Below are 13,893 nucleotides of genomic sequence, written 5' to 3'. Positions count from 1 at the left end.
GGGCGGTCCACTCTCCGAGCCGTCCGGGCGTGGCGAGGGAGGCGGTGACCGTACGGAACTCGGGGTGCCCGTCGTCGGTCACGATGACCAGGCGGCCCGAGGTGGCGTCGTGGTCGACACGGTACTCGCGACCGGGACGGCGACCGGCGACCGAGCGCGGCCCGGCGTCCTCGACCAGCCAGACCTCGGTGGTGTCGCGGCTGGCGGCCGTGACGGTGATCAGCTCGCCGGACCGCGTGGCCCGTACGGTGAGCTCGAAGCGCCGGTCGTCCTCGCGGATCACCGGCGCGTCGCCGGTCCCGGCGTCCCCGGAAGCGGCGCCGAGGACGTGGCGGCGCACCTCGTAGGGGCGGTAGACCGCGTCCACGACCGTGTAGAAGAACTCCCGGGAGTCGGCCGACCAGGCGCCGGTGTAGTACGTGCCGGGCACCCGGCCGGGGAGGTCCTCGCCGGTGGTCAGGTCGCGGAAGCGCAGCTCGTAGACCTCGTCCCCGGTGGTGTCGACCGAGTAGGCCAGGTAGCGGTCACACGGGCTGACCTCGCACACCCCGAGCTCGACGTAGCCGGTGGCCGCCGCGAGGGCGTCGAGATCAAGTACGGAAACCGCAGCCTCGCCTGATTTATCATCCTTTTTACGGCAGAGCTCGCCGAATTCTCTTCCGGAATCCGTGCGGTTGTAGTAGACAAATGCCCCACGGTGCCAACTGACTGAAGACTCAGTCTCGGGCGTCCGTACAGCCATTTTGCTGACGAGCTCCTGTTGGAGGTGGGCGGTATGTGCCATCTGGGCCTCATAGTGCCGCCGCTCTGCGACCAGGTGCCCGCGCACCGCGTCCGCGTCCCGCATCCATTCGTAGTCATCGGTCCGGTCGACGCCGTGCAGAGAGTGGATCGCGGGCCTGCGGGGAGCGGTGGGAGGTGCTGTCATGGCTGGACGCTAACACTCCGACTGAGCAGTCGGTCAAGAGTGCCCTGAGCCCCGGCCAGAGCCTCCCCGCCCCGGCCCCGCCGCCGGAACAGACCTCGCCCGCCTCCGGCGCCGCCCGGACCGAACCTTCCTCCCGCCCCGAACGCACCGTCCCGAACGCAGCGCCCCGAACGCACCGTCCCGAGTACCCGACCTCACACCCCGAATATCGCGCCCCCGGAGGACGATATGCCGATATTTCCCCGCGCACGCGTGTCCCGGGTGGTCCTCGCCCTCGCCACCGGGCTGATCACCGGGAGCAGCCTGGCAGCGCCCGCGCACGCCGCGCCGCCGTACGCCGCTCCCCCGAGCCCCGCCGCGTCGCAGGGCAAGAAGGTCTTCACCGTCGGCATCCTGTCCGACGTGGACTCGGTGAACCCCTTCACCGGCATCGTCGTCGAGGCCTACGAGGTCTGGGGGCTCATGTACGACCCCCTCATCGGCTACAGCCCGAAGGACTTCACCCCGACCCCGGTGCTCGCCGAGTCGTGGACCGAGGCGCCGGACAAGAAGAGCTGGACGTACAAGATCCGCTCAGGGGTGAAGTGGACGGACGGACAGCCTCTCACCGCGAGGGACGCCGCCTACACCTTCAACCGGATCATCAACGGTGACTACGAGAAGACCAACTACGGCAACTACGTCACCAACATCACCAAGGCCGAGGCCCCGGACGACACCACGCTGGTGCTGCACGTCAAGCGGCCCACGCCGATCATGACCCGCCTCGCCGTGCCGATCCTGCCCGAGCACATCTGGAAGGACATCGACGCCAAGAAGGTGAAGTCCTACAGCAACGAGCCGTCGGGCTCCCCCATCGTCGGCTCAGGACCGTTCACGCTGGTGGAGCGGAAGAAGGGCCAGTACATCCGGATGGCCGCCAACCCCGGCTACTGGCGCGGCGCACCCAAGATCGACGAGGTCGTCTACCGGGTCTTCACCAACGCCGACGCCGAGGCGCAGGCGCTGACCCGAGGCGAGATCGACTACGCCTTCGACCTGGAGGCCAACGTCTTCAAGTCACTGAAGAACCGGCCGGGCATCACCACCCGCGCCTCGAAGTACAGCGGCTTCAACGAGATCGCGTTCAACACCGGCGCGGCGCTCGCCGACGGCACGCCGATCGGCGACGGCAGCCCCGCGCTGAAGGACAAGAACGTCCGCCTGGCCATCTCCTACGCGCTGGACCGCAAGACGCTGGTCAACCGGGTGCTCGACGGCAACGGCGAGCCCGCCACCTCGGTGGTCCCCCCGATCTACGCGAACCTGCACTACGACCCGCCCGCCAAGCAGGACTTCGACCAGTCCAGGTCCAACCAGCTCCTCGACGCCGCCGGGTACGCCAAGGGATCGGACGGCATCCGCGAGAAGGACGGCAAGAAGCTGTCGCTGCGCCTGTTCACCCGGCAGGAGTCGCAGGAGTCGCAGAACACCGGCGAGTTCGTCAAGGGCTGGCTGAAGGACGTGGGCATCGACGTCAAGGTCAAGGTGGTGTCGGAGGACGCGCTGACCGAGATCATCGGCCGTGGCGAGTTCGACATGTTCGAGTGGGGATGGGTGGTCGAGCCGGACCCCGACTACCAGCTCTCGGTGTTCACCTGCGGCAAGCGGAGCTACAAGGACGGCAACGCGGTCTACGCCGACCTTTCGGACTCCTTCTACTGCGACCCGGCGTACGACAAGCTGTACGACGCGCAGTCGGGTGAGATCGACGCGGCCAAGCGGACCGAGATCGTCAAGCGGATGCAGCAGATGGTCTACGACGACGCCCCCTACGCCCTGACGTACTACTACGACGACAACGTCGCCTACCGCAGCGACCGCTGGACCGGGTTCGTGCCCCAGCCCGACCCCGACGGCTCGATCCTGTTCCAGTACGGCACCTACTCCTACCTGAACATCCAGCCCGTCGCCGCCGCGGCCCAGAAGGGCGGGGCGTCCTCGGGCGGGTCCGGCCCCGGCTTGTTCGCCGGAATCGGCGCCGCGGTGGTCCTGCTCGGCGGCGGCGCCGTGCTCCTGGTCTCCCGCAGGCGCCGGGCCGCCGGCGCGGACGAGCGGGAGTAGGCATGGCGGTCACGACCGTCCCGGACACCGCCACGCGTGCCCGGCCCCGTCTCCTCACCGGCACGAGCGGGTACGTCGTCCGCAAGGTGAGCTGGTCGCTCGGGACGCTGTTCTTCGTCCTGGTGTTCAACTTCTTCCTGTTCCGGCTGCTGCCCGGCGACCCGGTGGGCCTGTACAACCGCGGCCGCAACATGCCCGCGGGCCAGATGGCCAAGCTGCGGGCGCAGCTCAACCAGCCGATCGGCACGCAGTTCCTGGATTACCTCGCCAACCCCTTCGCCGGCACCATCAACTCGACCCGGTTCAACCGCCCGGTCTGGGAGGTCATCGGCGAGCGGATCTGGCCGACGGTGCTGCTGGTCGGCACCGCCATCCTCATCGCGTCGGTGGCCGGCGTCTGGATCGGGATCCGCAGCGGGTGGCGCAGGGGAAGCGGCTTCGACCGGGGCGCCACCTCGATCACGCTGGTCCTCTACGCCATGCCGGAGTTCTGGCTCGGCATGATGTTCCTGATCGCGTTCCCGTTCTTCCCGAGCGGCGGCATCGCGACCCCGGAGGGCGGCGGGATGCTCGACGTCGCCTGGCACATGGTGCTGCCGGTGGCCTCGCTGACGCTGGTCTACCTGGCCGAGTACTCCACGATCATGCGGGCCTCGCTCCTCGACGAGCTGGGCCAGGACTACCTGCAACTGGCCAGGGCCAAGGGGCTCAGGGACGACCTCGTACGGCGCCGCCACGCGGTGCCGAACGCGCTGCTCCCGACGATGACGCTCATCCTGATGAACCTGGGCTTCGTGATCGGCGGCGCCATCACCGTCGAGACGGTGTTCTCCTGGCCCGGCCTCGGCCTGCTGTCGTACGAGGCGCTCCGCGGCCCGGACATCCCCCTGCTCCAGGCCGTCTTCCTGCTCTTCTCGATCGGGGTGGTCGTCTTCATGCTCATCGCTGACCTGCTGTACGCGATCATCGACCCCCGGGTGAGTAACTCATGACGCCGTTCTGCGGGCCTTGCCGGGGAGGCCGCTCATGACCTCCGGCACCGCCATCGTCAGGGCGCGCCGCAGGGCGACCCTCGCCCGGTTCTGGCGCGACTACCGCTCCCACCGGACCGGCCTCGCCGGGCTGGCGATCCTCGGCGTCTTCGCCCTGGTCGCGATCTTCGCGCCGCTGCTGGCCGATCCCTCGGGGCTCGACATCACCAGGGCGACGGCCCCGGGCCACATGGCGCCGTCCCTCGGCTACCCGCTGGGCACCGACGAGAACGGCCGCTCGGTCCTGACCCTGCTGATCCACGGCACCCGCATGTCGCTGCTCGTGGGCCTGGCCGCCACCGTGATCGCGATGGTCATCGGCACCGCGATCGGCGTCATGGCCGGGTTCTACTCGGGCCGGCTGCGGTCGATCCTGAACGCGGTGTCCGACTGGTTCCTGGTCATCCCGTTCCTGCCGCTCGCCATCGTGATGGCCACGATCCTGGGCGCGTCCCTGCTCAACATCATCATCGTGATCGGGGTGACGTCCTGGCCGGGTACGGCCCGGCTGGTCTCCGCGCAGACGCTGTCGGTGCGCGAGCGGCCGTACATGGAAAGGGCCAGGGCCCTCGGGGCGAGCGACTGGCACCAGATGACCCGGCACGTGCTGCCGAACGTCATGCCCCTGGTCATGGCGCACGTCGTGCTGACCGTGTCGATCGCGATCCTGTCGGAGACCACGCTGTCCTTCCTCGGGCTCGGCGACCCGACCCGGCCGTCCTGGGGCTACATCCTCGACCACGCCTTCTCCACCGGGGCCATGACCAACAACGAGTGGTGGTTCGTCATGCCGCCGGGCATCTGCGTCGTGCTGGTGGTGCTGGCCTTCACCCTCATCGGCCGCACGCTGGAGGCCGTGCTCAACCCCCGTCTCAAGGAGACGAGATGACACCGGAAACGGCACTGCTGGAGCTCAGGGACCTGACCGTCACCTACGCGGGGGACGTGCCGGCCGTACGGGGCGTGGACCTCTCGGTCGCGCCGGGAGAGGTGCTCGGCGTGGCGGGCGAGTCGGGCTGCGGCAAGTCGACGATCACGAACGCCGTGCTGCGGCTGCTCCCCCGGTCGGCCAAGGTCGGCGGGCAGGTGCTGCTCGACGGCGAGGACGTGTACGGCATGTCGTTCGGGCGGCTCCGGGCCGTCAGGTGGGCGCAGGCCTCGATCGTCTTCCAGGGGGCCCTGCACTCGCTCAACGCGGTGCAGCGCATCGGCAGGCAGATCGCCGAGCCGATCCTGCTGCACTCCAAGGTGACGAGGAAGGAGGCAGACCGGCGGGTCGGCGAGCTGCTGGAGCAGGTGGGGCTGCCCGCCAGGCGGGCCAGGGACTACCCGCACCAGCTGTCGGGCGGCCAGCGGCAGCGGGTGATGGTGGCGCTCGCGCTGGCCTGCGGGCCGCGCCTGCTCATCGCCGACGAGCCGACCACGGCGCTCGACGTCATGGTCCAGGCCCAGGTGCTCGCCCTGCTGTCGTCGCTGGTCAGGGACCTGGGGCTGTCGATGGTCCTGATCTCTCATGACTTGTCGGTGCTCGGGTCCACCTGCGACCGGGTGGCCGTCATGTACGCGGGGCGCGTGGTCGAGCAGGGCCCGGCCACGGCGGTCTTCGACGACCCCCGCCATCCCTACAGCGCCGCGCTCGCCGGGGCCTTCCCGAGGATCGGCGACGAGCGGTTCCGGTACAGCCCGCGCGGGCTGCCCGGCGACCCGCCCTTCCCCGGCGACCTGCCGGGCGGGTGCGAGTTCCATCCGCGCTGCCCGGTCGCGCTGGACAAGTGCGCCTCCACGGAGGCCGCCCTCGCCGAACTGGGCGACGGCCGCACCTCCGCCTGCCTGCGCGCCACCGAACCCGACCTGGACCTCAGAGGAGCGCAGTGAGCGACACCCCTCCCCTCCGGCTGTTGCGAGGTGCCCGATGAGCGAGCCCTCGCGGGACGCCGGCGTCGCGCTCGCCGCTCACGGGCTGCACGTCCGCTTCGGCGCGGCCCGCGCCGTGGACGGCGTGGAGCTGGAGATCGGCTCGGGCGAGATCGTCGCCCTGGTCGGCGAGTCCGGCTGCGGCAAGACCACGCTCGCCCGCAGTCTGCTCGGCCTGGTCCGCCCCGCCGAGGGTTCCGTGCGTCACGGCGCTCAGCCGCTGAGCTACGCCAAGGGCGCGCTGAAGGAGTTCCGGCGGCACGTCCAGCTCGTCCTGCAGGACCCGACGGGATCGCTGAACCCCCGGCACACGGTGTACGAGGCCGTGGCCGAGGGCCTGCGCATCCACGGGATCTCCGGCGACGAGGAGACCCGGGTCGCCGAGGCGCTGTCGAAGGCCGGGCTCCGCCCCCCGGAGCGGTTCTTCCTGCGCTACCCGCACGAGCTGTCCGGCGGGCAGCGCCAGCGCGTGGTGATCGCGGGCGCGCTGGTGCTGGAGCCTGACGTGCTGGTCGCCGACGAGCCGGTGTCCTCCCTGGACGCCTCGGTGCGCGGCGAGATCCTCGCGCTGCTGCTCAAACTGCGCGCCGAGCTCGGGCTGTCCGTGCTGGTCGTCACCCACGACCTCGGCCTGGCCTGGAACATCTCCGACCGCGTGGCGGTGATGTACCTCGGCAGGATCGTGGAGACCGGCCCGGCCGCCGAGGTGCTGCTCGCGCCACGGCACCCGTACACCAGGGCCCTGCTGTCGGTCGTGCCGGAGATCAACAAGCTGGAGCCCGTGGTCCTGGTGGGCGAGACGCCCGATCCGTCCCGCATCCCGGCGGGCTGCCGCTTCCGTCCTCGCTGCCCGGCCTACGCCGCCGGGCTTCCCAAGGAGGTGGCCGCGCGCTGCGAGACCGAGCCGCCGGCCGTACTCCCCGCCGACCGCGGCCACCACGCCGCCTGCCACCTCACGGAGGCCTGATTGACCACCCCAGCCACCTCCGCGCCCGGAGTCGGGCAGATCCTCTCCGACCTGATCCGCCTGGACACCACCAACGAGGGCGACAACCGGGGACGCGGCGAGCGCGGAGCGGCCGAGTACGTCGCCGGGCTCCTGGCGGGTGCCGGGATCGAGGCGCGGATCCTGGAGTCGGCGCCCGGCCGGGCCAACGTCGTCGCCCGCGTCCCCGGCGCGGACCCCGCGCGCGACCCGTTCCTCGTCCACGGCCACCTCGACGTCGTACCGGCGGACGCCACCGACTGGGCCGTCCACCCCTTCTCCGGTGAGATCGTGGACGGCGTCGTGTGGGGCCGGGGCGCGGTCGACATGAAGGGCACGTGCTCCATGACGCTGGCCCTGGTCCGGTCGTGGGCCGACGCGGGCGTCCGGCCCTGCCGGGACATCGTGCTGGCGTTCACCGCGGACGAGGAGGCCACCGGCGAGTACGGCTCGTACTTCCTCGCCAGGAAGCACGCCGCGCTGTTCGAGGGCTGCCGGGAGGCGATCAGCGAGGACGGCGGCTACACCGTGCACCACGCGGGCCGGCGCGTCTACCCGGTGGCGGTCGGCGAGCAGGGCATGGCCTGGATGCGGCTGACCGCGCGCGGCGTGGCCGGGCACGGCTCGCTGCCGCCGGCCGACAACGCGGTGGCCGAGCTGTGCCACGCCATGTCGCGCCTGGCGTCCTACCGCTGGCCGGTGCGGCTCACACCTGGCGTGCGGGGCATGCTCGACGCCCTCGCCTCCGCCCTCGGCGAGACCATCGACCACGACCGGCTGGACGCCGAGGCCGACCGGCTCGGCGCGGTGGGCGACCTGTTCAGGCCTGTGCTGCGCAACTCCGCCAACCCGACCATGCTGAACGCGGGATACAAGGTCAACGTGATCCCCGGGTCCGCCGAGGCCCAGGTGGACGGCCGGTTCCTGCCCGGCTTCCGTGACGAGTTCCTGGAGACCGTCGACCGGCTGCTCGGCCCCAAGGTCACCCGGGAGTTCGTCTGCTTCGAGGACGCCCCGGCGGCCGACCCCGGCGGCCCGACGTTCGACGCGCTGTGCTCCTCACTGGTCGCCGAGGACCCCGGCGCCGTCCCGGTGCCGTACGTCATGAGCGGCGGCACCGACGCGAAGGCGTTCCACGAGCTCGGCGTCGTCTCCTACGGCTTCGCCCCTCTCGCGCTGCCACCCGATCTCGACTACTTCGGCATGTTCCACGGCATCGACGAGCGCGTGCCCGTGTCCGCCCTGGAATTCGGCGTCCGCGTCCTCGACCGCTTCTTCCGGCCGTCCGGAGCCGCGGAGTGATCACCGCGGTCTGGTCGCCCGCGTGCCTGGAGCACGTGCCGGGAGCCGAGATCTGGATCGGGGTGCGGACTCCCGGCACCGAGGTGCCCGAGCGCGCGACGTCGATCGGCGCCGCCCTGGCGGAGGCCGGGGCCGAGCTGGTGGAGGCGGTGCCCCACGACGACGACGCGCTCCGGGCCGTCCACGATCCGGCGATGATCGACCACCTGCGCGACGTCTGGGAGCAGTGGGCCGAGGCCGGGTACCCGCGCGACCCGGGCCAGGATCGCGTGGTGCCGTACGTCTTCCCGACCTCGGCGATGCTCGCCGGGATGCCCTCGCGTACCCCTGCCGCCGTGCACGCCCGCGCCGGGCTGTGGTGCTACGACACCATGACCCTCGTCGGCCCCGGCACGTGGCCCGCCGCGCGGGCGGCGGTGGACGCGGCGCTGACCGCGGCGGACCTGGTCGCCACCGGGACGGCGCGGGCGGTGTACGCGCTGTGCCGGCCTCCGGGGCACCACGCCGCGCCCGCCGGGTACGGCGGATCGTGCTACCTCAACAACGCCGCCGTGGCCGCCCAGGCACTGCGCGGCCACGGGTTCGCGCGGGTCGCGGTCATCGACGTGGACGCGCACCACGGCAACGGCACCCAGGCCGTCTTCTGGGAACGGCCCGACGTCTTCTACGGGTCGGTCCACGTCGATCCGGGGGCGGGGTGGTTCCCCCACTACCTCGGCTTCGCGGACGAGACGGGCACGGGCGCGGGCCTGGGCACGACCGTGAACGTCCCGCTGGCCCCCGGGTCGGGCGACGAGGCCTGGCTAGCCGGGGTCGAACGGCTGTGCGCGGCGGTCGCGGCGTACGGGGCGGAGGCGGTCGTGGTCTCGCTGGGGGTGGACGCGGCGGCCGACGACCCAGAGAGCCCGCTTCGGGTCAGCGCGTCCGGCTACCACCGGACGGGATACCTGGTCAGCAGGCTCGGCCTTCCCATGGTGGCCGTCCAGGAGGGCGGCTACCACCTCCCCACCCTCGGCCCCCTGGTCGTCCAGACCCTCACCGGCCTCACCGGCCTCAACGGTCGAGGTGGCGGGTCCAGCGACGGGTCATGAGCTTGGTGCCGTTCTCGGTGGCGGTCACCTCGACGGTCACCGTCAGGCGATTGCCCTCGGTGGCGACCTTGAGCCGGCTTTCGGCGGTGACCGCGGGGCCGTCGGCCCACGAGATGTGGAAACGGCTCTGCGCCGACACCGTCTGGCGGCGGGTCCGGTGGTCCAGGGTGACCTCGCCTTCGTACCTGTCGGCGTAGGTCCCGCCGCCCAGGGGCTCGGCGGCGGATCCGTAGCCGGTCCTGCACCGGGTGACGCGCTGGAGCACGTCGTGGTCGATGGTCCACACCACGTCGGTCGCGTCGGGGACCGGGGCTTCGGTGCGGCGCAGTCCCGAGGCCGGTTCGCCCAAGGGCCCCTCTGCCAGCGGCAGCAGGAGGGCGCTGCCGGCCAGATCCACCGCCACCGGCACGGGCTCGGGCGAGGCCATCACATTGGGCCATTCGGAGGTGGCGAGCGCGAGCCTGAGCCGGTGCCCTGGCACCACACGATGCGCCACGACGTCCAGCTCCACCTCGACCTCGACCTCCACCACCGCTCCTGACTCCTCGCGCTCCACCACCGCTCCTGACTCCTCGCACTCCACCACCGCTCCTGACTCCTCGCACTCCACCACCGCTCCTGACTCCTCGCACTCCGCCACCGCTCCGGACTCCTCGGATTCGGCCACGGACCCGGCCTGCGCCGGCGAACCCGCCTCGGACCCGACCTTGGCCGGGGAATCGGCCTCGGAATCGCTCTGGGGTTCTGAGACGCCGGGGAGGCGGAGGATCGCCCGGCTGATCAGTTCGGAGGCGCCGTCGGGGGCCACGTCGCAGAGTCGTACGGCCAGGGTGCCGCCCGCGCCCGTACGGACGCTCGCGCGCAGCCGGGGATGGCCGACGATCGTCAGCCCCTCGGCGGGGCTCTCCCACTCGACGGTCACGGAGCGGGCGTCGTCGGATCTCTGGTCCAGCGCCTGGCCCCACGGCAGAGAGCCCGCGCAGTTGTTCCAGACGGCGATGCCGATGTCCGGGTCGGTGGGAAGGTCCCTCCACGCGGCGCCTTTCCGGGTCGTGAGGGGCCAGGGGCGTTCGGGGAGGGCCGGCCATCCTGGCAGGGCGCGGAACTCTCCGTTCACCGTGGCGCGGTCGGGGGCGGGCGGGGTGGACGAGCGGACGAAGACGACGGCCGAGCGGCCGGGCGCCGCGTCGCGGTCCCCTCGCAGCCAGCGGTCCCACCAGCGGACCATCTCGGGAAGCAGCTCGATGCCCGGCCCCGGGAGCGCGTGGTCCGGTGACGCGTGCGACCACGGCCCGGCGATGACCCGGTACGGCACGCCGCCGCGTTCCAGCGAGGCGCTGAGACGCGGCACCACGTTGGCGTAGCCGTCCGCCCACCCGGCGACCAGCATCGTCGGCACGGCGATCCGGTCGTGACCGTGCCCCGGCGAGCCCCGGCCGGGCGATTCCTGCCCGAGCGAGCCCTGCCCGAGCGAGCCCTGCCTGGACGAGCCCTGCCCGAGCGAGCCCTGCCTGGACGAGCCCTGCCCGAGCGAGCCCTGCCTGGACGAGCCTTGGCCGCACGAGTCCTTCCTGAGCGAGCCCTGCCGCCAGTAGGCCCCGTCGTGCCGCTCGCTCATCCAGCGCAACAGCCACGGCTCGGAGGCGTCCAGCCGCCGCAGCCACTCCTCCCGCCAGCCCTCGCCGTACACCCCGGGCACGGGAGGCAGCGCGTTCATGGCCGCCATGTAGGCCGGGTAGTCCACGAGGTCCAGCCAGCGATGGACGCCGCCCGCGTAGTGGACGTCGTCGGTGTACCGGTCGTCGGAGGCGTAGATCGAGCAGATGGCCCTGAGCGCGGGCGGCCGGGCGGCGGCCACGGACAGGGCGTTGAACCCGCTGTAGGAGGTGCCGTACATGCCGACGCCGCCGTCGCACCACTCCTGCGCCGCCAGCCAGGCGATCACCTCGCAGAGGTCCGCGACCTCGCTCGCCGGGTACTCGTCCTCGGGCACCCCCTCGCTCGAACCCGTGCCGCGCACGTCCACCCGGCACACCGCGTACCCGTGCTCGGCCGCCAGCCTCTCGTACTCGGGGCGATAGCCGTACGTCACGTCGTCCTTGCGGTACGGCAGCGCTTCCAGCAGGCAGGGCGCCGGTAGCCGTTCGGGCAGGTACAGCGTGGCCGCGAGCCTGGTCCCGTCCGCGAGCCCGATCATCGTCAGCACCGCTCCCCCTCCACGACGCGCGCCGCTCTCAACAGCCTGCTCCCCATCGGGAACGGCCCCCGTCACCACGGACTCCGCTTCCGGAGCGGCCCCGTCACCGCTCCGCTTCCGGAGCGGCCCCGTCACCGCGGGCTCCCCTCCTGACCGGCCCCCGTCATCGCATGGTCTTCCGCGGAAGGTACGCGACCGCTGAGCGCGTACGCGACCTCTCGGGGCGTCCTTCCGGTACGTCCGGCCTCGTCCAGGACCTCGCCCACGACGCGCCGCATCCACGAGCGGATCTTGCCGAAGGCGCCCCCGGCCTGCGCGGGGATGTCCCCGAACAGGGTCCACCACCACCAGGAGTTGGTCGCCGAGTTGGCCACGACATCGGGGACGACCAGCACGCCGCGCTCGCGCAGCAGTTCCTCCGCCCCGGCGGTGACCGGGCAGTTCGCGGCCTCGACGATCAGCCGGGCGCGCACGCGGGCGGCCTCGGGCACGTCGACGCAGTAGGAGACTGCGGCGGGGATCAGCACGTCGCAGCCGACGTCCAGCCACCTGTCCCCCGGCAGCTCGTGGTCGTCCTCGCGCAGGCGCGTACGGTCCATGCGCCCGTGCGCGTCCCGGCTGAGCAGCAGGGTCTCCACGTCCAGCCCGGCCGGGTTGACGACCAGGCCCTCGGTGTCGCTGATGCCGACGATCCGCACCCCGGCCCGCGAGAGGAACCTGGCCGTGGCCCCGCCCATCGACCCGAAACCCTGGACGACGGCCGTGGCGTCCCGCAGCCCGAGATGCTCGATGGCGGTGAGCGCCGCCTCGGCCACGCCGCACCCGCCCGCGAGGTCGCCCAGCCCGATGCCGTCCACCTCCACGGCGAACGCGGCGTCGAGCCTGGCCAGAGCCGCGTCGGCGTCGTCCAGCAGCGGCAGCACCGCGTCGATGGAGGTGCGCAGCCCCGCCTCGCGGCAGGCCGCGTCGATCGAGTCCTGGCGCAGGCCGAGGTCCTCGCCGGTCGCCCAGTACCTCTGCAGGAGGGGCTTCATCGCCGCGATGTACCGCCGCAGGAGCCCGTCCGCCTCCGGGTCGAGCGGATCGCAGTCGATCCCGCCCTTGGCCCCGCCGAGCGGCTGGTACAGGTTGCCCGGCTCGTAGGCGAGCGCCTCCTTGTGGCTCATCCCGCGCGCGAGGTCGGCGACCTCGGCCAGGGTCACGCCCTCGCGCATCCGCAGGCCGCCGCTGCCGACCCCGCGTCCCAGCCGGTCGATCACCACGTAGCCGTGGCGGCCGGTGACCTCGTCTGTCCACACGACCTGCAGGAACGGCTGCGGCATGGGGGTCACTGGCTCTCCTTGACGACGATGACGGTCGGGACGGGGGCGCGCACCGCTTCTCGTACGGCCCCACGCAGCTCGCCGGGGGTGCCGGCGGCGAGACCCCGCGCCCCGTAGGCGCGGGCGAGCAGGACGAAGTCGGGCGCGTGCAGGTCCACGGCGACCGACGGCATTCCGCGCTCGGCCATCTCGGCGCGGATCTCGCCGTAACCGCCGTTGACCGACACGACGATCGGAAGCGAGAGGCCGAGCTCCACGGCGGTGGCCAGCTCCTGCAGGCTGAACTGGAACGCCCCGTCTCCGGCGAGCACGGCCACGGGCGTGCCGGGACGCGCGACGGCGGCGCCGATCCCGGCGGGCAGCGCGAACCCGAGCGTGCCGTAGCCGGTGGGGAACAGGAACCTGCCGGGCGGGTCCAGCGGCAGGCCGCCTAGGGCGCCGTAGTAGCACATCATCGAGTTGTCCGCGACGACGATCGTCTCCGGTGGCAGCGCCTCGCGCAGGGCCGTGAGGTGGCCCGCCCACCTGCGCGTGAGCACTCTCAGCTCGGCGTCGCGCGCGTGCCACGGCGCGGGGCCCGGCTCGGACGACGCGACGTGGGCGGGTCCCAGGCGTTCGAGCAGGCCGTGCAGCGCCTCGCCCGCGTCGCCCACGACGGGCACCGCCGCGACGTGGTCCCCGTGCATCTGGCCGGGATCGACGTCGACCCGGATGAGGGTGCCGTCCAGCCGGAAGTCGTCCACCCACAGGTCGGAAGGCGCCAGCTCGGTGCCCGCCGCGAGGACCACGTCGCACCCGGCCAGCCACTCGCGTACGGCCGCCAGGTGCAGGGTGGCGCCGAGGCACAGCGGGTGGCTCTCGGGGACGGCGCCCTTCCCGTTCGCCGTGGTGACGATCGGCGCCCCGAGCACCTCCGCCAGCTCCACCGCGAGCCCGCCGGGCGACCGCGTACGGGCGGGCGGGTGCGGCCCGTCCGTACGGGCGGCGGGGTGCGGCCCGTCCGTACGGGCGCGCTCCGGT

General features: G+C 72.3%; 10 protein-coding genes and 1 pseudogene. 7 read left to right on the top strand and 4 right to left on the bottom strand.

Going from position 1 to position 13,893, the window contains the following annotated elements; genetic code table 11:
* Positions 1-928 (bottom strand): annotated as a pseudogene (locus tag AB0B89_RS29605) (hypothetical protein); the annotation flags it as partial.
* 228 nt (positions 929-1,156) lie between these two features.
* Here AB0B89_RS29605 and AB0B89_RS29600 point away from each other — a divergent pair.
* From AB0B89_RS29600 to AB0B89_RS29570, 7 genes are read left to right on the top strand one after another with little or no spacing between them, the layout of a single operon-like run.
* Positions 1,157-3,031, top strand: coding sequence for an ABC transporter substrate-binding protein (locus AB0B89_RS29600; RefSeq protein WP_358559371.1), 1,875 nt, complete (start codon positions 1,157-1,159; stop codon positions 3,029-3,031).
* A 2-nt stretch (positions 3,032-3,033) separates the two neighbouring features.
* A complete protein-coding gene (locus AB0B89_RS29595) occupies positions 3,034-4,023 on the top strand; it encodes an ABC transporter permease (RefSeq protein ID WP_358559369.1) in 990 nt (329 codons plus the stop codon).
* Positions 4,024-4,057: 34 nt separating this feature from the next.
* Complete coding sequence (locus AB0B89_RS29590; RefSeq protein WP_358559367.1) at positions 4,058-4,951, top strand: ABC transporter permease; 894 nt, start codon at positions 4,058-4,060, stop codon at positions 4,949-4,951.
* A complete protein-coding gene (locus tag AB0B89_RS29585; RefSeq protein ID WP_358559365.1) occupies positions 4,948-5,937 on the top strand; it encodes an ABC transporter ATP-binding protein in 990 nt (329 codons plus the stop codon). Before AB0B89_RS29590 ends, AB0B89_RS29585 begins: the two co-directional genes overlap by 4 nt.
* Positions 5,938-5,974: 37 nt before the next feature.
* The gene (locus AB0B89_RS29580) at positions 5,975-6,943 is read left to right on the top strand and encodes an ABC transporter ATP-binding protein (protein WP_358559363.1); all 969 of its coding nucleotides are present in this window, start codon (positions 5,975-5,977) and stop codon (positions 6,941-6,943) included.
* The gene (locus tag AB0B89_RS29575) at positions 6,944-8,263 is read left to right on the top strand and encodes a M20/M25/M40 family metallo-hydrolase (protein ID WP_358559362.1); all 1,320 of its coding nucleotides are present in this window, start codon (positions 6,944-6,946) and stop codon (positions 8,261-8,263) included.
* Entirely contained in the window at positions 8,260-9,354 is a 1,095-nt protein-coding gene (locus tag AB0B89_RS29570; protein WP_358559360.1) for a hypothetical protein, read from the top strand. Before AB0B89_RS29575 ends, AB0B89_RS29570 begins: the two co-directional genes overlap by 4 nt.
* Here the strand turns inward: AB0B89_RS29570 and AB0B89_RS29565 are convergent.
* The 3 genes from AB0B89_RS29565 to AB0B89_RS29555 all read right to left on the bottom strand — a co-directional run.
* Positions 9,317-11,551, bottom strand: a complete 2,235-nt coding sequence (locus AB0B89_RS29565) for a CocE/NonD family hydrolase (protein ID WP_358559375.1) — start codon at positions 11,549-11,551, stop codon at positions 9,317-9,319. The genes AB0B89_RS29570 and AB0B89_RS29565 overlap by 38 nt on opposite strands.
* Before the next feature lie 131 nt (positions 11,552-11,682).
* Complete coding sequence (locus AB0B89_RS29560) at positions 11,683-12,873, bottom strand: Glu/Leu/Phe/Val dehydrogenase dimerization domain-containing protein (protein ID WP_358559373.1); 1,191 nt, start codon at positions 12,871-12,873, stop codon at positions 11,683-11,685.
* Positions 12,874-12,878: 5 nt separating this feature from the next.
* The coding region (locus tag AB0B89_RS29555) for a thiamine pyrophosphate-dependent enzyme (RefSeq protein WP_358559358.1) at positions 12,879-13,893 on the bottom strand (1,015 nt) is incomplete at its 5' end.

Source organism: Sphaerisporangium sp. NPDC049002 (assembly GCF_040649355.1).
Lineage (GTDB): Bacteria > Actinomycetota > Actinomycetes > Streptosporangiales > Streptosporangiaceae > Sphaerisporangium.
Note: the sequence above shows the minus strand (reverse complement) of the source record. Positions and strands in the feature narration are given on the sequence as shown.